This is a genomic window from Mesorhizobium subarcticum, from assembly GCF_055456085.1.
In genome coordinates this window covers 4,176,151-4,200,313 of the sequence record NZ_CM144237.1, presented here as the reverse complement: position 1 = coordinate 4,200,313, position 24,163 = coordinate 4,176,151, and the positions used below count along the sequence as shown (strand labels likewise).

Genomic DNA, 24,163 nt, shown 5'->3' with positions numbered 1-24,163 from the left:
CAGCCCCACTGAACCGACAGGCCCAATGCGCGCATTGCAACTCATCGAGGACCGCCGTCTTGAAACGGTGGACCTGCCGCCCCCCCACCGCCCGCACTCGGCGAAGTCACGCTGCGCATCAAGGCGGTGGCACTTAACCACATCGACGTCTGGGGCTGGCGCGGCATGGCCTTCGCCAAGCGCAAGCTGCCGCTGGTCGTCGGCGCTGAAGCTTCAGGCGAGGTCGACGCTGTCGGCCCCGGCGTCTCCAGCCTGCAGCCTGGACAATTGGTGTCGATCTATGGCGCGCGCACCTGCGGCCTTTGCCGGGCCTGCCGCGAAGGCCGCGACAATCTCTGCGAACATGTTTCGGGCGTTCACGGCTTCCACCTCGACGGCTTCGCGCAGGAAAAGATCAACCTGCCGGCGCGCCTGCTGGTCCCCGCCCCGCCCGGCGTGACCGACATCGGCGCAGCTGTCGCGCCCGTCACCTTTGGCACCGTCGAGCACATGCTGTTCGACAATGCCAAACTGCAACCCGGCGAGACAATCCTCGTCCATGCCGGCGGCTCCGGCATCGGCTCGGCGGCGATCCAGCTGGCCAAGCGCATGGGCTGCACCATCATCACCACGGTGGGCTCGAACGAGAAGATCGACAGGGCCAAGGCGCTCGGCGCAGACCACGTTATCAACTACCGCGAAGACCGTTTCGAAGGCGTCGTGCGCAAGCTGACCAAGAAGAAGGGCGTCGATGTCGTCTTCGAACATGTCGGAGCCGACACCTTTGCCGGCTCGATGCTGTGCCTGAAGCGCGGCGGCCGCCTGGTGACCTGCGGCTCGACATCCGGCGTGTCGACGCAGATCAATCTAATGCAACTGTTCCAGCAGCAGTTGAAGCTGCTCGGCTCCTTCGGCTGCCGTATGGAGAACATGGCCAATGCCATGCAGAAGATGGCCGCCGGACAGGTCGCGCCGGTCATCGACACCGAAGTCGGCTTCGACGATATCGATGCCGCGCTGAAGCGCATGGAAGGCCGCGACGTCTTCGGCAAGATCATCCTGCGCGTCGGCTAAAGCCTGTGTTCAAGAAGTTTCGCCGGGACTTGAGGTATCGCTACGGCAGGCAGCTGCGCCAGCTGAACTACTGGCTGGTTGCCCGCGCGGCGATGATCATCATCTCGATACTGCGCCTGCTGCCTGCCGACAGCGCGTTGAATTTCGCCGACCGCATCGCACGCCTCATTGGTCCCAGGGTCGGACGCCACCAGGTCGCCATCGACAATCTGCGCAAGGCCTATCCGGACAAGAGCGAGGACGAAATCCAGGCCATCGCTTCCGACATGTGGGGCAACATGGCTCGCCTCGCCGCCGAATACATCTTCCTCGACGCCCTGTTCGACTATGACCCGGCTGCCAGCAAACCCGGCCGCGTCGAGGTCAAGGGAATAGAGCATTTCGTCGAGATCGCCGCCGAAAAGCAGCCGCACATCGTCTTTACCGGCCATCTCGGCAATTTCGAGCTGCTGCCGGTGGCGGCAGCCACCTTCGGCATGAACATCACGGCGCTGTTTCGCCCGCCCAACAACCCCTACCTCGCCGACTACATCCTTTCGACGCGCCGCTCGACCATGGGCTCGCTGCTGCCGTCGATGGCCGGAGCCTCATTCGCCCTGGCAGGTGTCCTGGAGAATGGCGGCAATATCGGCGTCCTTGTCGACCAGAAATTCTCCAACGGCCTCGACACGATCTTCTTCGGTCGTCCCTGCCAGAGCAACCGGGTGCTCGGCACCCTTGCTCGCCACTACGACTGCGACGTCTATCCCGCGCGTTGCATCAGGCTGCCGGGCAACCGTTTCCGGCTCGAGATCGAGGATAAGCTGGTCTTGCCACGCACGGCTGACGGCAGCGTCGACGTCCACGCGACCACCCAGATGCTGAACGACGTGGTCGAACGCTGGGTGCGCGAGGATCCCGGCCAGTGGATGTGGTTCCACAAAAGGTGGGAGATCAGCAACTGGCGGCGCAAGAAGCGGGCGCCGGCGAAGGCGCCTGCCGCGACCAGCTGACCAGCTTCATTGCAGTGCGTGTAAGCGCGCCTTCCCAGAGCCCGCGAAGCTCGTGATCCAGACATTCTTAACGTTGCTGGTCAGGGAATCTTAAACGACCGGGGTACACATACCCCGGAAGACGTTCATCGACTGGGATGGAGCCCGTGGCATGACGAATATCGAGATGCCGCGCCTGGATCGGGATGGCCTCGAAGATCGTTCGTTCGGCCGTTTTGGCCGGGCGTGGTCCCATATCCGTCAGCATGGCCTGCTGGAACCAGTCAGGCTCATTCGCCGGCATGGGCTGGGCACAAGCCTTGGCTTTGTCCAGCGCAACATCAGGCATATCGTCGCCGACCGTCTCGCCCGGAAATGGGATCGCCGGCACGGTGTCGATACGGCAGGCTCGATCCAGCTCGACGCCCTGGATGTCGTCGGCCCGCACCGCGCCAAGGGCAACGAAGCCGTCGGCACCTCGCCCAGAACTTTCGACTTCATCATGAAGTCGCTGCCCCGCGATCTCCATGGCCATACATTTATCGACATCGGCTCTGGAAAGTCGCGAACGCTGTTGCTGGCGTCGCGATATCCATTCGCCGAGATCATCGGCGTAGAGTTTGCACGCGAACTCGTTGATATCGCCCGAAGCAACATCGAGCGTTTCCGGGATCCGTCGCGAAAATGCCAGTCACTCAGCATCGTCGAGGCCGATGCGGCGGCTTACGATTTTCCCGAAGCGCCCCTGGTGGTCTATTTCTACAATCCCTTTTCGAAGGACGTTTTCGATATCGTCCTGAAAAATCTCGTGTCGTCGCTCAAACGCCGCCCACGGGATTGCTTCATCGTCTATGGAAGCTCAAGCCACCGTGCCATCGATTGGGCGCGGCCTGCCATCCGCGAAACCGGCATTTTTACCGAGCTTGCCGTGCCAGAAATGCCCGGCTTCCTCGATGCGATCCGCACGATCGAGTACGCGGTCTTTCAGGTTCAGGCCGCCGCGTAACTTCTGTCTCTGGCCTTCTGAACGAAACGCGCCACGGTGCGCGCGGCAAACGGCGTGCCGGCGGTGAACCGCATCAGCGGGCCAAAACTGCCGACCGCGCTCGCGCCAACGAAATGCAGGCCTGGGATGCTCGATTCGAACCCTGCGGAAAGCACGGGCAATCCCTCCCGGCGCGCAATCGCGGCAAGCATGTCGGGCGTGAACAGGCCGAGCCTGGCGATATCGATCCGGTAGCCCGTGCCGAGCAGGACGTGATCGAAGGTCGCGGCATCCCTCTCGAATCGCAGTTCGATGGCGCTGTCCTTGGCGGACGCACCGATGATCCTGTTGCCGGCATTGACCTTTATGCCGTCGAAATCGGGCTTCAGCCAACCCGTCGCGCCGGCGCCAAGGCTGCGCCTGTTGAGCCCGGCCCGGGCTGCCTCCGGAAACCGGTGCACGAGGCCTGGGACTTCGACCAGCCAGGAAATCGGGAACGGGCCGACCCTGGAAGGCGATGCGAGCCGCTCCGAAACGAAGTCGCGCAAGCTCCAGCTCTGCTTGCCCGACAGCGCCCGATAGCCCAGCCAATGGATGTCGCCATGGCAGACGAGCTCGACATCGGCCCCGCTGCGTTTGAGCAGCACGGCGGATTCGCAGGCGCTTTGCCCACGCCCGATGACAGCGACGCGCTTGCCGCGGAATGCCTCATAGCCAGTATGCTCACTGGCATGGCTGACCAGCTCGCGCGGAATCCCGTCAACCACTGCGGGGATCAATTGCTGGTTCATCAGGCCGGTGGCAACGACGACGCGGCGCGCCTTGACTGCATCGCCGTCGGCCAGGGCCAGACGAAATCCGCCATTTGCCTTCTCGACATTGTCTACCCTGCGCGTATCCAGATCCGGAACCGCTTGCGCCTGGATCCACAATCCATAGTCGACGAAGTTTTCGAGCCGCAGCGGTTCGCTCGACGAGATTCCAAGGACTTTCGCGTAAGAATCAAGCGACAGCGGACCTGTCGTGTGGCCGATATAGGTCGCGTGCCACGGCGAGCGCAGCCTCATGCCTCTCGGCATATGGTCGCGCCAGAAGGACATCGCGCCGCCGAGTGTGAGCGTATCGACGCCTGCTGCCTTGAGCGCGGAAGCGACGGCCAGCCCGAACGGCCCAGCGCCGATCACGGCCACCTCGCAATCGGATCTGGGCATGGAACCGGTCATGTCATCGGTCTCGCGGGTCTGTTTCTCGACGTCCGGTCCCAGGTGGGAACTCGATCGGACGCATCGCCGTCCTAGACGCGCCTGAGTTAAGAATGCGGAAAATATCCGCACCCTGCTGCCTCGATGGCAGATCGACCGGTGCTGTCAGTTAATTGTTTTCATCGGAGACGAAGTATCCGCCTCGTCAGCACTCTCCACACCGTTAATGGTATGTCGATCAGAGCTGGCACGGGGTCACTTGCCGTGAAGTCAGCCCATGCCTTGACGGTGGCGAATGAGCCGAGATAGGCCCGCTTCGTCAGCCGGCCGCTTGAGATCAGCTTGCCGGCCGCCACCATGTCCCGAACCAGATACATCCAGGATGTGTTGGGCCGCGCTGAAGCTGCCTGCACCGTTTGGCCCGACCTGATAGCCCAAAGCATGGCGCCGAGGTCGACGCCGGCGGCGGCGCCCAACCCAAACCATGTCCAGGGCCGTGGATTGACATCGAGCACCTTCATCGAGCCATCGCGCGCGTCGCGCTTGAATTCGACCTCCACCAGTCCGTGATGCGCGATTGATCCAAGCAGCCGGCGCGCGGCGTCGATCAGTTGCGGTTCGTCAATGACTTCCACGAAGGTGCTGGTGAAGCCGAAGTCGACCGGATATTGCCGCGTGCGGCGGGCAGTGAATTCCGCCACTGGCGCGCCCTGGTTCCAAAGCGCCGCGTAGGAGAACTGGCTCTCGCCTCCTCCCGGTATCATTTCCTGGACGACGACATTCCCGCTGCCGATCTCTTCGGCAGCCCATCTGAAGGCTGTCAAAAACGATGTCCGGTCACTGGTGAGAACGGCCTTGGCGCGCGCGAAACGGCTGCGCCCGCCCATGTTCGGCTTCAGGATAACCGGGAAGCGAAGTTCGGCTGTCCTTGCCTGCTCAAGCGACGTGATCTCATAGGTCAGCGGAACGGCAAGCGCCAGTTCGCGCGCCCGGCGGTAGAGAAGCGGCTTTTCACAAACCCATTTCAGCTGCTGCCAGGGTGGCAGCACCACGTCGAATACGGCGGACAGCTGGTCGATCGATTGCGAGACGAAACGAACTTCGGGGTCGCCGCCAGCGATCAGCAGAAAACCACCTAGACCTTCGACCTTGGCCAGATTGAGCAAAAAAGCGACGGCACCATCATCATCGGGGCCGGGCCACGTCATTATCCGATGCGCATGTCGCGAAAAGCTGGGCAATGGGGTGTCGTTGCTCACCAGCCAGACAGGCACTTTCTGAATGCCAAAGCTCCTGGTCAGCGCCAACGTCCCGTGCGCCCCACCGAGAATGACCACCCCTGCGGGCCGACTGGGAACACGATCGTCCATCTCTGGCTCGGGAGGCATCTGTCAATTCCGGCAAACGGCGCGCAATGGCAAGTTTCCCGGCGAACCGATTGACCGCCTGCAATATTTAAGCGAACTCTAATAATTCAAACCGCCCGGTACTGCTGATTGTCCTCAGTCAGGCAATGGCATGGAAAGCATACCCCTTATCCCTCGGCAATAGCCATCCATACCGGAACAGGTAAAACCTTGGCCGATTGTTGTTGCCGTCAGTGGAAAGTCTCGCGCCGGGCTCCGGCCCGGCAACGAGAATTCGCGCTTGCTGCTAGTTCGTCACGACAATGCGCGTGTTGCCGAAGCCGACTTCCTGCACCATCGAGTAGAAGGTCGCGGCATTGGCCGTGTGCAGCCGCACGCAACCATGCGAGGCCGGGCGGCCGAGTTGCCTGACGGCGCCCGTGCCATGGATGGCATAGCCGCCATGGAAGAACACGGAATAAGGCATCGGCGACATATGGTACTTTTTCGAATACCACATCCGCGCCGTGCGCTGCGGCCGGTACGTGCCGCGCGGCGTGAAATAGCCGGGACGCGCGGTGGACACGGTCCACCGATAGACCTCCAGGCCATATCTGACCGTCATCGTCTGCGACGACACGTCGATATTTGCTTCCAACATGGCCGCGTAACTTGCGGCCGGCGCACCAAACAGCGCGGTTGCCAACATCGCAGCTGCGACTAGAAAAGACTTCTTCATGCGACCAAACCCCTTTGATTGCCCTTGCCTGTCTGCCCTCACGATGTTTTTCATCTTTTTAATGGCAGGTGAACTGGATACCACACACTCCTTGATCAATTTGCCAATCCGATGCAGCGAATTTGAACGATTTCCCGCAATAGTTGCCGCAACGACACGTCGCACGGACTTGATTGCTGGCGGGCTTGCAATGCAACGTCGTTCTTTGCTCAACTCTCCTGATGAACGAACGACTCCTTCAAGCAATCGATGACAGGCGCGACGATGTCGTCGCGCTGACCGCCGACCTCATCCGGTTTCCGACCATCAATCCGCCCGGCGAAGCCTACCGGCCATGCGCCGAATATCTTGGCGCGCGGTTGAACAAGAGCGGCTTCGAGACCGAATTCATCCGCGCCGAAGGCACGCCCGGTGACAGCGATCGCTACCCACGCGTCAACGTCGTGGCCCGATTCGACGGCCGATCACCCGGCGCCTGCGTCCACTTCAACTCGCATATCGACGTGGTCGAGGCCGGCGACGGCTGGACCGTCGATCCCTTTGCCGGCGTTGTCAAAGACGGCAAAGTCTACGGCCGCGGCGCCTGTGACATGAAGGGCGGCCTGGCGGCGTCCATCATCGCGGCCGAGGCCTTCATGGAAGTCTATCCCGATTTTCCCGGTGCCATCGAGATATCGGGGACGGTGGACGAAGAATCCGGTGGCTTCGGCGGCGTCGCCCATCTGGCCGAGCTCGGCTATTTCTCGAAACCCAGGGTCGACCACGTCATCATCCCGGAGCCTCTCAACAAGGACCGCATCTGCCTTGGCCATCGCGGCGTCTGGTGGGCCGAAATCGAGACTAAGGGCGAGATCGCGCACGGCTCGATGCCGTTTTTGGGTGACAATGCGGTGCGCCATATGGGCGCCGTGCTCAGGGCTTTCGAGGAAGAACTGTTCCCGGCGCTCGACCGCAAGATGACGCGCATGCCCGTCGTGCCCGAAGGTGCAAAACGCTCGACCATGAACATCAACTCCATCCATGGCGGCCAGACCGAGGATTTCCGGCCCGGCCTGCCCTCGCCCAACGTGCCCGATTCCTGCCGGCTGACCATCGACCGCCGCTTCCTGCTCGAGGAAGATCTCGCCACGGTCAAAGGCGAGGTGACCGGCATTCTCGAGCGGCTGAAGCGCGAGCGCAAAAAGTTCGACTACGAGATCCGTGACCTGATGGAAGTCCTGCCGCTGATGACAGAGCGCGACGCGCCAGTGGTCAAGGCTGTTGCGCAAGGCATTCATGCGATCTTCGACCGCGAGCCCGACTATGTCATCTCGCCCGGCACCTACGACCAGAAGCACATTGCCCGCATCGGCCATATCTACGACTGCATCGCCTATGGACCCGGCATTCTCGACCTTGCCCACCGGCCGGACGAATGGGTCGGGATTTCGGACATGGTGGAATCGGCCAAGGTGATGGCGATCGGGCTCAACGTGCTGCTGCGCGGCACAACCGGATGAGTGGCCCGCGGCGCAAAAACATTTCTCCTGGCGCGGCGCGACAGCACGAAACACAATTTACTCCCACGCGAAATCACGCTTCTATCCCAAGGCTTGAGCATTTGAGCACATGGGGAGTTCAGCGATGAAACTGTGGAAGACCCTTCTGGCCGCTGCCGTGCTGGCGGTCGCAACCGCGACCTCGGCGTTTGCCGCCCGGACCGAGCTCGTCATCGGCATTCCGCTTGAACCCCCGCATCTCGACCCGACGGCGGGAGCGGCCGCGGCCATCAGGGAGGTCACCTACGCCAATGTCTTCGAGGGCCTTACCCGCATCGGCCCCAGCAGCGAAGTCCTGCCGGATTTGGCCGAGAGCTGGACCATTTCCGATGACGGCAAGGTCTACACCTTCAAGCTGCACACCGGCGTGAAATTCCACGACGGCGCCGATTTCAGCGCCGACGACGTGAAGTTCTCGCTCGACCGTGCCCGCGCGGAAAACTCCCTCAGCGCGCAAAAGCAGCTGTTTGCCGCCATCGACAAGGTCGAAGTGGTCGACCCCGCCACCGTGAAGGTGACGCTCACCCACCCGCAGGGCTCGTTCCTCTACAATTTGGGCTGGGGCGACGCGGTGATCGTGTCGCCGAAAACCGCCGATACCAACAAGGAAAAGCCTGTTGGCACCGGCCCCTTCAAGTTTGACAGCTGGGCCAAGGGTTCATCAATCACCCTGGTGAAAGCTGAGCATTACTGGGGCGCCCCTGTTTTCCTTGAAAAGGTCGAGTTCCGCGTCGTTCCCGATGCAGCAGCGGCGGTGCCGGCACTGCTTTCCGGCGACATACAGGCTTTCCCCTTCTTCGATCCCGACAGCGTCGCTCAGGTCAAGGACGATCCGCGCTTCAAGGTCGTGGTCGGCGCGACCGAAGGCGAGACCATCCTGTCCATCAACAACAAGAAGGCGCCTTTCGACAAGCTGCAGGTGCGGCAGGCGATCTCCTACGCGCTCGATCGCAAGGCCATCATCGACGGTGCCTCGGCCGGCCTCGGCCTGCCGATCGGCTCGCATATGTCACCGGCCAACAAATATTATGTCGACCTCACCGGCCGCTATCCGCACGACGTGGCCAAGGCCAAGGAACTGCTGAAGGAGGCGGGACTGGAAAACGGCTTCAAGGCCACGTTGAAGCTGCCACCGACGTCCTATGCCCGGCTAGGCGGCGAGATCATCGCCTCGCAGCTCCGCGATGTCGGCATCAACCTCGAGATTATCCCCGTCGAGTGGGCCCAGTGGCTGGACCAGGTGTTCACGAAGAAGGACTACGACCTGACCATCGTGTCCCATACCGAGCCGAACGACATCGATATCTATTCGCGCAAGGACTACTACTTCAATTACGACAACCCCACCTTCAACAAGGTCATTGCCGATCTGGACCTGACGTCCGACGAGGCCAAGCGCAAGGAATTGTATGCGCAAGCGCAAAAGATCCTGGCCGACGATGCCGTGGTCGGCTTCCTCTACGAACTGCCCAAGGTCGGTGTCTGGGACGCCAAGCTGCAAGGGCTGTGGGAAAACGCGCCGATCCCCGCCAACGACCTGACCAAGGTGAAGTGGAGCGAGTGAGGCTCCCTCGGTTTCGTCATCCTAGGGCGAAGCAGGCGCGCAGCGACTGCGTAGACCCTAGGATCCATTCCGTGACTTGCGAGCGCCGCTGCGGTGCAGAATCGGGAGACGTAGTAGTGAAGACAGAAAGAGGCGACGCTGGTTTTGAACCGTCGCACTCTTCGAATTCCGTCACGGCATGGATCCTGGGGTCTTCGCGACGGAGCTTCGCTCCTGCTTCGCCCCAGGATGACGAAGAGCATCCATGACCGCCTATCTCCTCAAGCGCCTGGCCATCTCGCTTGCCACGCTGGTGCTGGCTTCCATCGTGGTGTTCGCCGTGCTCGAAATCCTGCCCGGCGATCCGGCGCGGCTGATGCTGGGCATGAACGCCAGCGCCGACCAGGTCGAACTCTTGCGCAATCAGATGGGCCTCAACGCGCCGCTGGTCTGGCGTTATCTGCACTGGGTCGGCGGCCTGCTCAGCCTCGATTTCGGCCGCTCCTACACCTATTCGGTGCCGGTCATCGATCTCGTGCGCGAACGGCTGGCCGTGTCGCTGCCGCTCGCGCTGATCGCGCTTGCGCTCTCCACCCTCATCGCCATTCCCGTCGGCCTGTTTTCAGCCAGCCGGCGCGGCCGGGCCGGCGACACGATTTCCATGGGCGCGGCGCAGCTTGGCGTCGCCGTCCCCAATTTCTGGTTCGCGCTGATGCTGATCTATGTCTTCGCCGTCTGGCTGCGGCTGGTCCCGGCCGGCGGCTTTCCCGGCTGGGGAGCCGGCGCCTGGCAAGCCTTGAAATCTCTGCTTCTTCCTGCGGTGGCTCTAGCCTTACCGCAAGCAGCCATCCTGGCGCGCGTCACCCGCTCGGCGCTGATCGAGGTGCTGAACGAGGATTATATCCGCACCGCCCGCGCCAAGGGCCTGCCCTACCGCACTGTCCTGTGGCGGCACGCGTTGCGCAACGCCATGATCCCGGTGCTGACCATTCTCGGCCTGCAATTCGCCTTCCTGCTCGCCGGCACCATCATCATCGAGAATGTCTTTTATCTCCCCGGCCTCGGCCGGCTGGTGTTCCAGGCGATCACCCAGCGCGACCTGATCGTCGTCGAAAGTGTCGTCATGCTGCTGGTCGCCGCCGTCATTGCCGTCAACCTCATCGTCGACCTTTCCTATGCTGTCGTCGATCCGCGCCTTAGAAGCCGGCAATGACCCTCCACATCGACATCCCCGAAGAGACATTCAGCTCCATCCTGGCCAAGGCATTCAGGAACACAGCTTTCGTCACCGGCTTCGTCATCAGCTTGCTGATCCTGGCGATGGCGGTCGTGTCCTACATCTGGACGCCTTACGACGTGACGAAGCTGGTCATAGCGGACAAGACGCAAGGCCCTTCGCTGGCGCATTGGTTCGGCACCGACCATTTCGGCCGTGACATCCTGTCGATGATCATGGTCGGCGCCCGCAATTCGATCGCCGTGGCGCTGGTCGCGGTCGGCATCGGCATGGGCGTGGGCGTGCCCCTCGGCGCCTTTGCCGCCGCACGCGGCGGCTTGGTCGACGAAGCGCTGATGCGCATCAACGATCTCGTCTTCGCCTTCCCCGCGCTGCTGTCGGCCATCATGATAACGGCCATCTTCGGGCCGGGCGCCGTCAACGCCATCATCGCTATCGGCATTTTCAACATTCCGGTCTTTGCCCGTGTCGCCCGCGCCGGCGCGCTGGCGATCTGGCCGCGCGAGTTCATCCTTGCCGCGCGCGCCGCGGGAAAAAGCAGCACGCAGATATCGATCGAACATGTACTGCCCAACATCGCCACGCTGCTGCTGGTGCAAGGCACCATCCAGTTCGCGCTCGGCATCCTGGCCGAAGCCGGGCTTTCCTACCTCGGCCTCGGCGCGCAGCCGCCAATGCCGAGCTGGGGCCGCATGCTGTTCGACGCGCAGACCCGCATGGTGGTGGCCCCGTGGATGGCGATCTTTCCCGGCATGGCGATCGTCATCACAGTGCTCGGCCTGAACCTGCTCGGAGACGGTATTGCCGACATTCTCGATCCGAAATCGCGGCGGCAGCGATGAGCCTGCTGGAGATCGAGAACCTGTCGCTGACGATCGGCGGCACGCAAATCCTGAAAGACATGGAGCTCTCCGTCGCATCAGGCGAAGTCATGGGGCTGGTCGGCGAATCTGGCTCCGGCAAATCGATGACCGCGCTGACGGTGATGCGGCTTCTGCCGCACGCCGCGCGCGCCACCGGTCGCGTCACCTTCGACGGCATCGACATCCTTGCCGCAACCGAGGACCAGATGTGTGCGCTGCGCGGCGACGATATCGGCATGGTGTTCCAGGAGCCGATGACGGCACTCAATCCGGTCAAGACGATCGGCGAACAGGTGGCTGAGGGCATACGCTGGCACACCAAGGCCACGCGGGCGGCGGCCGAAGAGCGGGCGCGACAAATCCTAGACCGCGTTGGCCTTCCCGAAGCGAAATTCCCGCTGTCGCGCTATCCGCACGAACTCTCCGGCGGCCAGCGCCAGCGCGTCGTCATCGCCATTGCCTGCGCGCTGAAACCCAAGCTCTTGATCGCTGACGAGCCGACGACGGCGCTTGACGTGGTGCTGCAGGCGCAGATCCTCGACCTCTTGCGCGATCTCGTCGCGGAGAGCCGCATGGGCCTGCTGCTGATTTCGCACGATCTCGCCGTGGTGACCGAGATGGCCGACCGCATCACCATCCTGCGGCGCGGCGAGGTGATGGAGGCCGGAGACACGGTACGCACGCTGTCGGAACAGCTTCACCCCTACACACGCCAGTTGGCGCAGGCTTCGATGCATGTGCCGACGCGCGGCCGGCCGCATGGCGCTGGCCAGGGCCAACCCTTGCTTCAAGTCGAAGGCGTGACGCGCGATTATCCGGGCCGGCGCATCTCTCTGTTCCAGCGCCCCCCCGCTATCCGCGCCGTCGACGATGTCTCCCTGTCGATGGCGCCGGGCCAGTCAGTGGCGCTGGTCGGCCGCTCCGGCTGCGGAAAATCGACACTCGCGCGCATGATCCTGGCACTGGACCGGCCGAGTTCGGGCACCATCCGGTTTCGTGGAGAAACCATCAGCGGCAAGAGCGAAGCCGAGTTGAAGCCGGCCAGGCGCGACATGCAGGTCGTCTTCCAGGACCCCTACGGCTCCTTCGACCCGCGCCAGAAGGTCGAAAAGCTGGTCGCCGAGCCCTTGCATGTGCTGGAGAAGAAACCGACGCGCGCCGAGCGTCGCGAAATGGTGGCGCATGCGCTGCACGAAGTCGGTCTCGATCAGCGCGACATGGACAAGTACCCACACGAGTTTTCCGGCGGCCAGCGCCAGCGCCTGTCGATCGCCCGCGCCATCATCACCCGACCGAAACTGGTCGTCGCCGACGAGCCGGTCTCGGCGCTCGATGTCTCGATCCGCGCGCAAATCCTCGATCTGTTCGCCGAGCTCAACCAGAAGCTCGGCATCGCCTATCTCTTCATCACCCATGACCTGACCGTCGCCCGCGCGATCACCGACGAGGTCTTGGTCATGCATGACGGCAAGATTGTCGAGCGCGGCAAGACGAACGAGGTGCTCGACCATCCGCAATCCGAGGCCGCCAAGGCACTGGTAAATGCCGCGCCTGACCTGCACCGGGCGATCGCCCGAAAGATTCAAGAGCAAGGGTGAGTGAGGTGTTAGGCTCTATTCTTCCGGCTTCACCACATCGACGGGACTGATATCGAGCAGGTCGAGCGTGCGGCGCAGCAGGCGCACCTCGCTCTCGGCCAGTTGCGAATCCGCCTTGGCGATCTCCGCCATATGCTGCGCCAATTGCTTGCGGCGTTCGATGTCGAGATCGCGAAACAGCGCAATCGCCTGCGAGCCATTGGTCTCGTAGCCGAACTCGTTGAGATATTCGATGACCGCATCGATGCTGGTTTCCGGAATGTCGAACGCATCCTTGCAGATGCGCCGAAAGGCAATCATCTCGCTCTCGCTGACCGTTCCGTCGGCCAGGATCATGCGAAACAGCATCAGCAGTTCCGCCGAGAGCACCGGATCGTCCGCGACCTTGCGCACGCCGGGGTCGCCGTCGAAGATCGAGCGTATCTGGTCCAGTAATGCGAATGCCATCAGGGCCTCTTTCCGGGCTAATACAAATCCAGGCGCGACGCGCTGGAATAGAAGTAGCGCGGAATCGGCCTTGCGCAAACAGGGCGGTCGTGGTCGAACGCCACTATCCAGCCGACCGGACGTCTCCGCATATCAGATGATCGACCTCACCACCCAGACAATCGCCATGCTCGCCTTCGCCGCCTTTGCCGCGGGCTTTGTCGATTCGATTGCCGGTGGCGGCGGGCTGATCACCATTCCCGCACTGCTGCTGGCTGGGTTCTCACCGGTCGAGGCGCTTGGGACCAACAAGCTGCAAGGCATGTTCGGCGCGGGGTCGGCGACCATCCACTATGCCTCCAAGGGTCATGTCGATTTGCGCCGGCAATTGCCGTCGGCGCTGCTGGCACTGGTCGGGAGTGCTATCGGCGCCTTGCTGGCAACCATCGTGCCGGGCGACGTCCTGCGTGCGCTCCTGCCCCTGGTGCTGATCGCCATTGCGCTCTATTTCGCGCTCAAGCCGAACATGAATGTCGACCGGGCCGAGCGCCTGTCGCCATTCCTGTTTGGACTGACCCTGGTGCCGGCGATCGGCTTCTATGATGGCCTGTTCGGCCCCGGCGCCGGCTCCTTCTATATGCTGGCCTTCGTCGCCCTTGCCGGCTACGGCGTGCTCAAGGCGACGGCGCACACCAAACTGCTCAACTTCGCCTCCAACATCGGCGGCTTCATCGTCTTTGCCGCCGTCGGCGTCATCTCCTGGAAGATCGGGCTGATGATGGGCGTTGCCCAGTTCCTCGGCGCCCGCCTCGGCGCCAGCCTTGCCATGCGCATCGGCGCCAAACTGATCAAGCCGCTGCTGGTGGTCGTCTGCCTGGCTCTGGCGGTGAAGCTGCTGGCCGATCCCGCCAACCCCCTGCGTGTCATGATTGGTGTGTGATCACGCGCCTGTTACAGTGCCGCTGTTCGAATCATGTTGAGGAGGAGCCAAACATGAATCTCAGCGCACCCACACAGATCGTTTTCATCATTGCAGTTGTTATCGCCATCATCGGCGTTCTGGCAGCTCTCGGCATTGTGGCGTTCATTCCCCTGGCCTCGGTCTGGATCGTGACCATCGCATTCGTCGTCCTGGCCATCGGCTGCTTGATGCGCGGCGCCTGACAAATTTCCCTTGGAGTGGGGACGGAGAGCGCCCGGCCAAAAGCCGGGCGCTTTTGATTCTGGTCAGCGGTCTGCTAGATTTATCTCGGCGGAAGGATGATCAATGCCGATCGAGATGCAGCGCCGGAAGGAACAGGACCGCTCGATAGCAGGGCGGTTCGAGATGCGCCGGCGCCTTCCTGATCCTGGACTTGAGGGCATCGTGTCAGACATTTGCGGCTATCGCGAAACGGCACCTGGCCATTTCCGTAATGTCGAATACGCATCGCTGACCGTGCCGCTGGTGATCAGCTTCGCCGAACCCTTCGCCATCGGCCTCGGCAAGGCGCCCGGCGACAATGACCGCTTCGCCAGTTTCGCCGCCGGCCTCTTTGCCGGGCCGGTGATGATAGAATCCTTCGGCGCCGCCTGCTGCGTGCAGATCAACTTCACGCCGCTTGGCGCGCGCCGCTTCTTCCGCTTGCCGATGAGCGAATTGACCGACAGCATGGTCGTGCTCGATGACGTGCTGGGCACTGAAGGCGTGGCGCTGCGCGAACAGCTTGGCAACGCGCCGGACTGGACGGCGCGTTTCGACCTTGCCGAAGCTTTCGTCGCTGCCCGTCTTGCGAGCGCCGTCGAAACGCCGCTGGAAATCGCCTGGGCCTATGACCGCATCATTACCTCAGGTGGCCGCACCCGCATTGCATCGATCGCCGAGAGGCTGGGCTGGAGCCGCAAACATCTCGCCGAAAAATTCACTGACGCGACCGGCATCGGCCCCAAGACGCTGTCGCGCATCGTCCGCTTCAACCGGGCGCTCGGTCTGTCGCGGCAGCCGACGGTCGACTGGGCCGATATCGCCGCCGATTGCGGTTATGCCGACCAAGCGCATCTGGTGCGCGACTTCCGCGACTTGGCCGGAGAGACGCCAACGGCACTTGTCAGCAGGTAACATTTCTTCAAGACGCCGGCATGGCCTTCGAACAGATTGGGTTATCGACCAACCCAGATGAAGGAGTTTCTTATGCCCACCACTGAAGCCCCCCGCCTCTACCCTGCTTTGCGTTACAAGAACGCGGCGAAAATGATCGACTGGCTCTGCGAAGCTTTCGGCTTCAGCGTTCGTGCTCGCTATGGCGAAGTCGATGTCGTGCACCATGCCGAACTGGTCTTCGGCTCCTCGATGATCATGCTGGGCACGGTGCGCGATGACGATTATGGCAAGATGGTTGGTGAGCCCGGCACAGGCGGCGGCAAATCGATCTATATCGCCGTCGAAGATGCCGATGCGGCGTATGCCAAGGCCAGGCAAGCCGGCGCCACGATCATCCAGGAACTGACCAACCGCGACTATGGCAGCCGCGAATTCATCTGCCGCGATCCGGAAGGCGGTGTCTGGTCGTTCGGGACGTATTGGCCGAAGGCGGGCGAAAGCGCATGACACCGGCCTGAGGCGTGTTGAGATTCAGGTCAGGCCGAGCCGAAAACGGTGGTTTCCGAGAACCAAAGCGGAGCGTACTTTCCGTACGTGAGCACCGGAAGCGCAGGAAGCCGCCGTTTGCAGGCCGGCCTCACCTCACCTGAATATCAGCGCGCCTCAACGCGCCAGCCCAAAAATCGCGTTACAGTCGAGGTGGCTCTCCAGCTCGTCGGCGATCTCGTCGAGCGCCCGCTCGACCTCGGCGCGATAGTCGATGCCGCCGCCTTTGATGCCGAGGCTTTCGAGGAATTTCCCGCGAAAGGCGTCGGCGCCGAACAGGCCGTGCATATAGGTGCCGATCACCTTGCCATCGGCCGAGATCGCGCCGTCATCGATGCCATTGATGACGGCGGATGGCCGCAGCGTATCCGGTCCGGTGGTGCGGCCGAGATGGATTTCGTAGCCCACGAGCGGCAGGTCGAACGGCACCGAGCGCGCGCTGACATTGCGCACCGTCTTCTCCGGCTCCATCACCGTTTCGATATCGAGCAGCCCGAGGCCCTCAGCCTCGGTGACACTGCCTTCGATCCCGTCGGGATCGCGCACGCTACGGCCAAGCATCTGAAAACCGCCGCAAATGCCGACGACATGGCCGCCCCGCTTGCGATGCGCGGCAAGGTCCCGGTCCCAGCCATTCTCGCGGAATTTCAGGAGATCGCCGATCGTCGACTTGGAGCCGGGGATAACCACCAGCCCGGCATCCAATGGCAGCGGCTTGCCGGGCGGCACGAACACCACTTCAACCTGCGGTTCGGCCTTGAGCGGGTCGAGATCATCGAAATTGGCGATGCGGCCAAGCATCGGCACCGCCACCTTCAGTGCGCGCGCCTCGCCGGATGCCAGCCGTTCCAGCACCACCGAATCCTCCGAAGGCAGCCGCGCCGCCGCCTTCAGCCACGGAACGACACCGAAACAGCGCCATCCCGTGAATCTCTCGATCGCCTTCAGGCCGTCATCGAACAGCGAGACATCGCCCCGGAACTTGTTGATGAGATAGCCGACGATCATGCGCCGGTCCTCTTCCGGCAGGATCAGATGCGTGCCGGCGACAGAGGCGATGACGCCACCTCGATCGATGTCGCCGACCAGCACCACCGGCACATTGGCGCGCGTGGCAAAACCCATATTGGCGATGTCACGGCTTCTGAGGTTGATTTCAGCCGGCGAACCGGCGCCTTCGACAATGACGAGATCCGCGCCCTCCCCAACCTTAGCCCAGGAGTCCAGCACGGCATCCATCAGCCGGCCCTTCAGCGCCTGGTAATCGCGTGCTCGCGCCTCGCCGAACACTTTGCCCTGGACGATGACCTGCGCACCGACATCGGTCTGAGGCTTGAGCAACACCGGGTTCATGTGGACCGACGGCGCAACGCCACAAGCGATGGCCTGCAGCCACTGCGCGCGGCCGATCTCGCCGCCGCCATGATGGTTGTCACCGGGAATATCGGCGACGGCGGCGTTGTTCGACATGTTCTGCGGCTTGAACGGCCGCACCTTCAGTCCACGGTTCCTGGCCGCCCTGCACAGCCCCGCGACCAGCACCGTCTTGCCGACATCCGAACCCGTGCCTTGCAGCATGATCGCCCTGGCCATGGCTCAGCCCCTGCCCTGCGTCGCGCTTCCGGTGATGGTGGATTTCGCCGCCAGCGGGCCGCCGCGCCAGATGTAAAGTGCCAAAAGCGGTTCCTTGCCTGTGCGCATGGCATGGTTGACGTTGGAAGCGTGGTGGACGACCTCGCCGGCCTCCCGCTTGCGAAAATCGCCCTCGCCCATCCGCCATTCCGTGCCGCCGGTCAGCGGAATATAGATCTCCTCGGCGACATGGTGGTGATCGGGATAGACGATCTCGGGTCCAAGGATCAGCAAGCCGGCTGCCACTTCGTCATTGGCAAAGTGGCCGCGCGACCCAAACACTTCCAGCCAGCCGTAATTGTCGATGAATGCCTTGCCGAAATCCGCCTCGGTGTAGGTCTGCCCCCAGCGCAATCCATTGCGATTCTCCGCCAGCCATTGCACCACTGGTTTCGCATCCGCTGGCGCCAGCTCGGCTGCACGATCAAGATGGCGCAGGCAGCCTAGCGGATACGGCCCCAGTGCACGGGCAGTCATCTCCCAGCCGATCCGCGCCACGGCGTCGCGCACCAGGGCGTTGTCCACGCAAGCGAGATAGGCGTGGAACAGTCCCAGTAGTTCATTGAATTTTGTCGTCACGTCTCGCTCCGGACATACATTGATGCACAGCCGCTCTGCGGAGGGTCGGGTTGCGCAGCGGCATCATTGGTCTAGATTGGTGCGCGCGCAAAGCCAAAAACAACAGGCCAGCAAGCCAACCCCCAGCCGGGGAAACACAGGGAGCACGCCATGGACGCCGCGGTCGATGCGAGCACCAACCAGTTCGAACTCAATGAGGAACAGCGCGCCATCCAGGAGATGGCGCAGGCCTTCGCCGCCGACCGTGTCGCGCCAAATGCGCTCGACTGGGACCGCAGAAAGCATTTCCCCGCCGACGTGATCCGCGAAACCGGCCCGCTCGGTCTCGGCGGCATCTATATCAGGGACGATGTCGGCGGCTCAGCGCTTGGGCGCCTTGATGCCGTGCTGATCTTCGAGGCCCTGTCGCATGCCGATCCGGCCTTTTCGTCCTTCATCTCGATCCACAACATGGTGGCGTCGATGATCGACCGTTTCGGCAATGACGAGCAGCGCCAACGCTTCCTGCCGAAGCTCACCTCGATGGAATGGCTGGCGAGTTATTGCCTGACCGAGCCGGGCTCCGGCTCCGATGCGGCGGCCCTGAAAACCCGCGCGGTTAAGAGCGGTGGCGACTATGTCCTCAACGGCGCCAAGCAATTCATCTCCGGCGCCGGCGACAGCGATGTCTATGCCGTCATGGTGCGCACCGGTGCCGACGGGCCAAAAGGCATTTCCACCATCGTCGTGCCGAAAGATGCTCCCGGCCTCTCGTTTGGCGCCAACGAGCACAAGATGGGCTGGCACATGCAGTCGACCCGCCAGGTCATCTTCGAGGACTGCAAGGTGCCGGCGGAAAATCTCTTGTCCGGCGAAGGCGCCGGCTTCGGCATCGCCATGGCCGGGCTCGATGGCGGCCGGCTGAACATTGCCGCCTGTTCGCTGGGCGGCGCCCAGTCGGCGCTCGACAAGGCATTGTCCTACACCGCCGAGCGCAAGGCCTTCGGCTCGAAGATCAATCAGTTCCAGGCGCTGCAGTTCAGGCTGGCCGACATGGAGACCGAGCTGCAGGCGGCGCGCATCTTCCTCTATGCCGCCGCATCCAAGCTCGACCGCAAGGCACCGGACGCCGGCAAATGGTCGGCGATGGCCAAGCGCTTCGTCACCGACACCGGCTTCACCGTCGCCAACGATGCGCTGCAGCTGCTTGGCGGCTACGGCTATCTGCACGATTACGGCATCGAGAAACTGGTGCGCGACCTCAGGGTGCATCAGATCCTCGAAGGCACCAACGAGATCATGCGCGTCATCATTGCGCGTGCGTTGATCGGCCGCTGAAGCCAGCAAACTTCGGGAGAGAGACAGTGACAACGATCGCCTTCATCGGCCTCGGCAATATGGGCAATCCGATGGCTGCCAATCTGGTTAAAGCCGGGCATCAAGTGCACGGTTTCGATCTAATTCCAGAGAATTTGACGATCGCTCGCGAGCATGGCGTCGTCATCATGGCCAATGCGCCTGCTGCGGTGAAGGACGCTGATGTCGTCATCACCATGTTGCCGGCAGGTAAGCATGTCGTGTCGGTCTATGAAGATATCGCGCCCAAGGCAAAGACAGGGGCACTGTTCATCGATTCCTCGACGATCGACGTGGAGTCCGCGCGCAAGGCGCATGCGACAGCAGCCAAACATGGCCTCAAGTCGGTCGATGCGCCGGTTTCGGGCGGTACCGGTGGCGCCACCGCCGGCACGCTGACCTTCATGGCGGGCGGTTCCGACGATGCTTTCGCGGCCGCCGAGCCGATCCTGAAGCCGATGGCAGGGCGCATTGTCCATTGCGGCGGCGACGGCGCCGGCCAGGCGGCCAAGATCTGCAACAACATGATCCTTGGCATTTCCATGATCGGCGTCGCCGAGGCCTTCGTGCTGGCGGAAAAGCTTGGCCTGTCGCATCAGGCGCTGTTCGACGTCGCCTCGACCTCGTCGGGCCAATGCTGGTCGCTGACCACCTATTGCCCGGTGCCCGGCCCGGTGCCGACTTCGCCCGCCAACCGCGACTACAAGCCCGGCTTTGCCGCCGCGCTGATGCTGAAGGATTTGAAACTGGCGCAGGAAGCAGCCCAGGGTTCTGGCGCGGTAACACCGCTGGGCGCCGAGGCGGCTCAACTCTATGCCTTGTTCAACGCGCAGGGCCATGCCGGGGCCGATTTTTCCGGGATCATCAATTTTCTGCGCGGCGCCAATCCATAAGTTGCTAATATAATTGGATTTTTTGCGCCTATCTTGCGAGAAAATCGCCAAATTTAGATTTGCTTAAGCTCTCGATAACCCGGCGGTAACGATGTCCCTATAAAACGGACTGCGAGGCGGACATATCGCATCCGCCCGGCGCTCCGGATCAGGTCTCGCGTACCGGAGCCCGTTAGTTTCGCAAAGTGTTCGAGTAGCGAAGCGCCTGCGTATCTGGCAAAGCCGCGTTCCCGATGGAGCGCGGTTTTTGCATTTTCGCCCCGCCGCACGTTTAACCCGCTCCGGGATGTTCTTACATGCGCCCGCGCGCACCTTCCGGATCATAGGGCGAGTCGGCGATCACCTTTGCCGCACGGCGCTCGCCGAGGATCGAAACCTCGAGCTCGGTGCCTGGCGATACAAGGTCAAGCGGCAGCAGCGCGAGTGCGATGTCGTGACCAAAAGTATAGGAGTAGCCCGCCGACGCGATGTGGCCGACGAGCTTGCCTTGGCGGTAGACGCCCTCGAAGGCGAACGCGCTCGCACCATCCGTATCGATCGACAGCGTGGCGATCCGGCGTGCCCCTTGCTTCTGTTTCGCGACCAGTGCCGGCCGGCCGATGAAGTCGCCCTTGTCCAGGCTGATGAAGCGGTCGAGACCGCTTTCCCAGGCTGATATCTCGATATTCATGTCGCGATACATCGCCCGGTAGGATTTATCGAGACGCAGCGATTCCAGCGCTTGAAGTCCGACCAGCCTCAGCCCGTGCGCTTCTCCCGATGCCAGCAGTGCGTCCAGCAGATGCCGCTGATAGCAGAGCGGGTGATAGAGTTCCCATCCGAGTTCGCCGGAGTAGTTGACGCGCAGCAACCGGACGTCGCTGGCCATGCCGACGGTGCCGGTCTGCACGCTGAACCATGGGAACGCTTCGTTGGAGAGGTCGATCTCCGTCAGCGGCTGCAATATGTCGCGCGCTTTCGGCCCAACGATTGTGAAGCTGCCGCGATCCTCCGTGACATTACGCAGTTGCACACTGCCGTCCTTCGGCAGCAGCCGGCTCAGATCGTCAAGATTCCAGCGCTCGGCGCGCGGCGTCGATATGAGATAGAGCAGGTCGTTCTGCAGCCGTGCCACCACATACTCTGCCTGCACGCCGCCGGTCGGCGTCAAATGATGGGCAAGGGCGACGCGACCGGGACGCGGCAGTTTGTTAGCCAGGATCCCGTCGAGCCAATCCCCGGCGCCCGGCCCGCTGACCTCGAACTTGGTCATTGGCGTCATCTCGACCAGCCCAGCGGCATGGCGGACAGCCTGGACCTCCTCGCCGACGTAATTCCCTTTGGCAGTCCAGCGCCAGCTATAGACGTTGCGCGCCTCGACACCTTTGGGCGCGAACCAGCTCGGCATCTCCCAGCCGTTCAACACGTCCCACACCGCGCCGAGCTGGCTCAGGCGGTCATAGGACGGAGCCGTCTTCTGCGGTCGCGCCGCCGGCATGTCCTGGCCTGGATAGTGCTGTGCGGCATGAGTGCCCCAGGCTTCCCTGACCTTTGCCCGGGTCCAGTTCTTGTTGGCATACTCACCGAACCGGCGGGGATCGAGCTCCGCCGTGTCGATGCTGTTGCCGCCCTCCACAATCCTCTCGGAGAGGTAATAGCCAATCGCTCCGCCCCAAAGGATGCCCCCGGCACCCCTTCGGCGAGCCAGACATTCTCCACGCCCCAGGCCTGCCCCATCAACGGCAGCTCGTCGGCCGTCATCTGGAAAGGTCCCCGCACATTACGCTTGATGCCGGCGCGCCCGAGTGCCGGGACCAGTTCGGTCGCACGCTCCCAATTCCAGGACACGGCATCGAAATCTTCCTCGAGCAGATCGGCGCCGAACCATTCCGGGACGCCGTTTTCGGCGAACAGCTTCAGCTGTTCGGTCCGCTCATAGGGACCGAACATCAGCCCGTCGCCTTCTTCGCGCAGATAGCCCTCGTAACCCTCGTCCCGGAGGATCGGCATCTCCGGAAGACCAAGCCGCTTGCGTGCCACAACCTCCGGAACCGCCTCGGTGATCCAGTACTGATGCAGGATCGGGATCGCCGGAATGTCCAGACCCAGCATGGCGCCTGTCTGGCGTGCGTAGTTGCCGGTTGCAAGGATGACGTGCTCGCAGACGAAGTCGCCGCGGGTGGTCTTGACCTTCCACTCGCCGCTAGCCATCCGCTCGAAACCCACGACTTCAGTGCCAAGATGGACCTTCGCGCCGAGGTCGCGCGCGCCCTTGGCCATGGCCTGGGTAACGTCCGCCGGTGCAATGTGGCCGTCATCGGGATGATAGAGGGCGCCCAGCATGCTGTTGTTGTCGAGCAGCGGCCAGATCTGGCGCGCCTCAGCGGGCGATACGATCCGGGCGCGCACACCCTGGGCCTCGGCGACGTCCATATAGCTTCGGTACTCGTCGAGCCGGTCGCGCGTGTTGGCAATGCGCAATTGGCCGCATTTGTGCCAGCCGACCTTCTGGCCCGTCTCGGCTTCCAGGCCCTCGTAGATTTCGATCGACCGGGCGATCATGCGGCCGACATTGCGGCTGCGCGCGTAAGAGGGAATGAGCCCCGCGGCATGCCATGTCGAGCCGGCCGTAAGCTGCGTCCGCTCCAGCAACGCCACATCGGTCCAGCCACGCTTTGCCAGGCCGTAGAGAATGCCGGCACCCACGCAACCGCCACCGACCACGACCGCACGGACGGAACTCACCATATGCGCATGCCCTCGTTTGAAATGTCCCGGATTCAACTGGACGCGTGTGTATAGTGCCAGACAGCGCCTGGCTTTTCAGCACATTTCCTTGGCTGGAGCGCGGCAGCGGTCATTTGGTCGTTGGGCCACCCGGCTCGCCAGGCAGCAACGCTCACCCGGCCTGTCGGCCCACGCGTCTTGCCCTGCTATATCCCGATCGCCGCATTCGGGATCGGAACGTGATCCTCGTTGAGCAAAACAATCGGTGCGTCGACCCCATCCACCTTGACGACAAGCATGCGCAGGCTCCACGTCCCCGCCGTCCTGATCGCGGTCGAGTACGCGGTGCCCTTGGCCTTGGCACCGTGAACCGGGATGCTGAACTGCGCGCTACCCGCTCCATTGGCATTGACGTTGAGACTGCCACCGACCCAGAAACCGTCGGTTACGTCATCGCCGAGAGCAGCCTTGATACGATCGTCGGCGCGCAGCTTGTCCATCGTCATGTGGTAGGCATCGCTGCCTTTCAGGACATAAGGTATGCTGCCGACTGTCGCCGCACAGCCGCCGATCCCGACCACCCAGACGACCAGCCCGGCGATCGCCCAATTGCGTTGCGTCTTGCGAAAATGTTCCGCATCGCGCCAGGCACGGTTCTGCCAGGCCCAGCGGCTGCCGCGCGCGCCCAGCACGAAGATCATGATGAGGTTGACGACGGGGATCAGCGCCAGCAACGCGATGAAGGTGCTGTTGCCGATGCCCCAGATCCAGTTGAGGAAAAAGGCGCCCCAGTTCCAGCGGTCGAGTTCGGCTGGAATTTCAGCCGGTTGGTTGAGCGGTTGTCCGGCCATGATGTCCCCCATCGGTGCGCATACCGATCGGTTCTAGCGT

Annotated in this window: 21 protein-coding genes and 2 pseudogenes; 14 read left to right on the top strand and 9 right to left on the bottom strand. The window is 62.7% G+C overall.

Annotated features, from left to right (window positions below; all coding sequences use genetic code 11):
* The first annotated feature begins 25 nt into the window (after window positions 1-25).
* From ACZYHG_RS20485 to ACZYHG_RS20475, 3 genes and pseudogenes are all read left to right on the top strand, one after another.
* A pseudogene (locus tag ACZYHG_RS20485) lies at window positions 26-1,053 on the top strand (zinc-binding dehydrogenase).
* 5 nt (window positions 1,054-1,058) lie between these two features.
* Window positions 1,059-2,045 (top strand): lipid A biosynthesis lauroyl acyltransferase, encoded by a 987-nt coding sequence (locus ACZYHG_RS20480; RefSeq protein WP_464610116.1) that lies wholly within the window; start codon window positions 1,059-1,061, stop codon window positions 2,043-2,045.
* Between the two features lie 151 nt (window positions 2,046-2,196).
* Entirely contained in the window at window positions 2,197-3,030 is an 834-nt protein-coding gene (locus ACZYHG_RS20475) for a class I SAM-dependent methyltransferase (RefSeq protein ID WP_464610115.1), read from the top strand.
* On the opposite strand, the gene ACZYHG_RS20470 is transcribed toward ACZYHG_RS20475, so the two are convergent.
* The 3 genes from ACZYHG_RS20470 to ACZYHG_RS20460 all read right to left on the bottom strand — a co-directional run bounded on the left by ACZYHG_RS20470 (window position 3,015) and on the right by ACZYHG_RS20460 (window position 6,296).
* Window positions 3,015-4,220 (bottom strand): NAD(P)-binding domain-containing protein, encoded by a 1,206-nt coding sequence (locus tag ACZYHG_RS20470; RefSeq protein WP_464610114.1) that lies wholly within the window; start codon window positions 4,218-4,220, stop codon window positions 3,015-3,017. The two genes, ACZYHG_RS20475 and ACZYHG_RS20470, sit on opposite strands and share 16 nt — an antisense overlap.
* Before the next feature lie 170 nt (window positions 4,221-4,390).
* Window positions 4,391-5,419: a carboxylate--amine ligase gene (locus tag ACZYHG_RS20465; protein ID WP_464610113.1), complete on the bottom strand. Its 1,029-nt coding sequence runs from the start codon at window positions 5,417-5,419 to the stop codon at window positions 4,391-4,393.
* Between the two features lie 445 nt (window positions 5,420-5,864).
* The gene (locus ACZYHG_RS20460; RefSeq protein WP_464614749.1) at window positions 5,865-6,296 is read right to left on the bottom strand and encodes a L,D-transpeptidase; all 432 of its coding nucleotides are present in this window, start codon (window positions 6,294-6,296) and stop codon (window positions 5,865-5,867) included.
* A 221-nt stretch (window positions 6,297-6,517) separates the two neighbouring features.
* On the opposite strand from ACZYHG_RS20460, the gene ACZYHG_RS20455 reads away from it, so the two are divergent.
* The 5 genes from ACZYHG_RS20455 to ACZYHG_RS20435 all read left to right on the top strand — a co-directional run bounded on the left by ACZYHG_RS20455 (window position 6,518) and on the right by ACZYHG_RS20435 (window position 13,075).
* Window positions 6,518-7,795: an acetylornithine deacetylase/succinyl-diaminopimelate desuccinylase family protein gene (locus ACZYHG_RS20455; protein WP_464610112.1), complete on the top strand. Its 1,278-nt coding sequence runs from the start codon at window positions 6,518-6,520 to the stop codon at window positions 7,793-7,795.
* A gap of 124 nt (window positions 7,796-7,919) precedes the next feature.
* The gene (locus tag ACZYHG_RS20450) at window positions 7,920-9,398 is read left to right on the top strand and encodes an ABC transporter substrate-binding protein (protein WP_464610111.1); all 1,479 of its coding nucleotides are present in this window, start codon (window positions 7,920-7,922) and stop codon (window positions 9,396-9,398) included.
* A 244-nt stretch (window positions 9,399-9,642) separates the two neighbouring features.
* On the top strand, window positions 9,643-10,590 hold the full coding sequence (locus ACZYHG_RS20445; RefSeq protein ID WP_464610110.1) for an ABC transporter permease: 948 nt from the start codon (window positions 9,643-9,645) through the stop codon (window positions 10,588-10,590).
* Entirely contained in the window at window positions 10,587-11,456 is an 870-nt protein-coding gene (locus ACZYHG_RS20440; RefSeq protein ID WP_464610109.1) for an ABC transporter permease, read from the top strand. The genes ACZYHG_RS20445 and ACZYHG_RS20440 overlap by 4 nt, the downstream gene beginning before the upstream one ends.
* Window positions 11,453-13,075, top strand: a complete 1,623-nt coding sequence (locus ACZYHG_RS20435; protein WP_464610108.1) for an ABC transporter ATP-binding protein — start codon at window positions 11,453-11,455, stop codon at window positions 13,073-13,075. The genes ACZYHG_RS20440 and ACZYHG_RS20435 overlap by 4 nt, the downstream gene beginning before the upstream one ends.
* Before the next feature lie 15 nt (window positions 13,076-13,090).
* Here ACZYHG_RS20435 and ACZYHG_RS20430 read toward each other — a convergent pair whose 3' ends face one another.
* Window positions 13,091-13,522, bottom strand: a complete 432-nt coding sequence (locus ACZYHG_RS20430; protein ID WP_027029433.1) for a TerB family tellurite resistance protein — start codon at window positions 13,520-13,522, stop codon at window positions 13,091-13,093.
* A 136-nt stretch (window positions 13,523-13,658) separates the two neighbouring features.
* Between ACZYHG_RS20430 and ACZYHG_RS20425 the strand changes: the two genes are divergently transcribed.
* From ACZYHG_RS20425 to ACZYHG_RS20410, 4 genes are all read left to right on the top strand, one after another.
* Window positions 13,659-14,441: a TSUP family transporter gene (locus ACZYHG_RS20425; protein WP_464610107.1), complete on the top strand. Its 783-nt coding sequence runs from the start codon at window positions 13,659-13,661 to the stop codon at window positions 14,439-14,441.
* A 53-nt stretch (window positions 14,442-14,494) separates the two neighbouring features.
* On the top strand, window positions 14,495-14,665 hold the full coding sequence (locus ACZYHG_RS20420) for a hypothetical protein (RefSeq protein ID WP_080680744.1): 171 nt from the start codon (window positions 14,495-14,497) through the stop codon (window positions 14,663-14,665).
* 103 nt (window positions 14,666-14,768) lie between these two features.
* On the top strand, window positions 14,769-15,599 hold the full coding sequence (locus ACZYHG_RS20415; protein WP_464610106.1) for a helix-turn-helix domain-containing protein: 831 nt from the start codon (window positions 14,769-14,771) through the stop codon (window positions 15,597-15,599).
* A 72-nt stretch (window positions 15,600-15,671) separates the two neighbouring features.
* Window positions 15,672-16,088, top strand: coding sequence for a VOC family protein (locus tag ACZYHG_RS20410; protein WP_464610105.1), 417 nt, complete (start codon window positions 15,672-15,674; stop codon window positions 16,086-16,088).
* 156 nt (window positions 16,089-16,244) lie between these two features.
* On the opposite strand, the gene ACZYHG_RS20405 is transcribed toward ACZYHG_RS20410, so the two are convergent.
* Window positions 16,245-17,720 (bottom strand): cobyric acid synthase, encoded by a 1,476-nt coding sequence (locus ACZYHG_RS20405; RefSeq protein WP_464610104.1) that lies wholly within the window; start codon window positions 17,718-17,720, stop codon window positions 16,245-16,247.
* Window positions 17,721-17,723: 3 nt separating this feature from the next.
* Window positions 17,724-18,338, bottom strand: a complete 615-nt coding sequence (locus ACZYHG_RS20400; protein WP_464610103.1) for a dimethylsulfonioproprionate lyase family protein — start codon at window positions 18,336-18,338, stop codon at window positions 17,724-17,726.
* Window positions 18,339-18,488: 150 nt separating this feature from the next.
* Here ACZYHG_RS20400 and ACZYHG_RS20395 point away from each other — a divergent pair, with 150 nt between their 5' ends.
* Window positions 18,489-19,655, top strand: a complete 1,167-nt coding sequence (locus ACZYHG_RS20395; protein ID WP_464610102.1) for an isobutyryl-CoA dehydrogenase — start codon at window positions 18,489-18,491, stop codon at window positions 19,653-19,655.
* Window positions 19,656-19,681: 26 nt separating this feature from the next.
* Window positions 19,682-20,566 (top strand): 3-hydroxyisobutyrate dehydrogenase, encoded by an 885-nt coding sequence (gene mmsB / locus ACZYHG_RS20390; protein ID WP_464610101.1) that lies wholly within the window; start codon window positions 19,682-19,684, stop codon window positions 20,564-20,566.
* Between the two features lie 292 nt (window positions 20,567-20,858).
* On the opposite strand, the gene ACZYHG_RS20385 is transcribed toward mmsB, so the two are convergent.
* The 3 genes and pseudogenes from ACZYHG_RS20385 to ACZYHG_RS20375 all read right to left on the bottom strand — a co-directional run bounded on the left by ACZYHG_RS20385 (window position 20,859) and on the right by ACZYHG_RS20375 (window position 24,123).
* On the bottom strand, window positions 20,859-22,181 hold the full coding sequence (locus ACZYHG_RS20385; protein WP_464610100.1) for a glycine cleavage T C-terminal barrel domain-containing protein: 1,323 nt from the start codon (window positions 22,179-22,181) through the stop codon (window positions 20,859-20,861).
* Window positions 22,182-22,285: 104 nt separating this feature from the next.
* Window positions 22,286-23,293 (bottom strand): annotated as a pseudogene (locus tag ACZYHG_RS20380) (NAD(P)/FAD-dependent oxidoreductase); the annotation flags it as partial.
* A 185-nt stretch (window positions 23,294-23,478) separates the two neighbouring features.
* Entirely contained in the window at window positions 23,479-24,123 is a 645-nt protein-coding gene (locus ACZYHG_RS20375; RefSeq protein ID WP_464610099.1) for a cytochrome c oxidase assembly factor Coa1 family protein, read from the bottom strand.
* Between the last annotated feature and the right edge of the window lie 40 nt (window positions 24,124-24,163).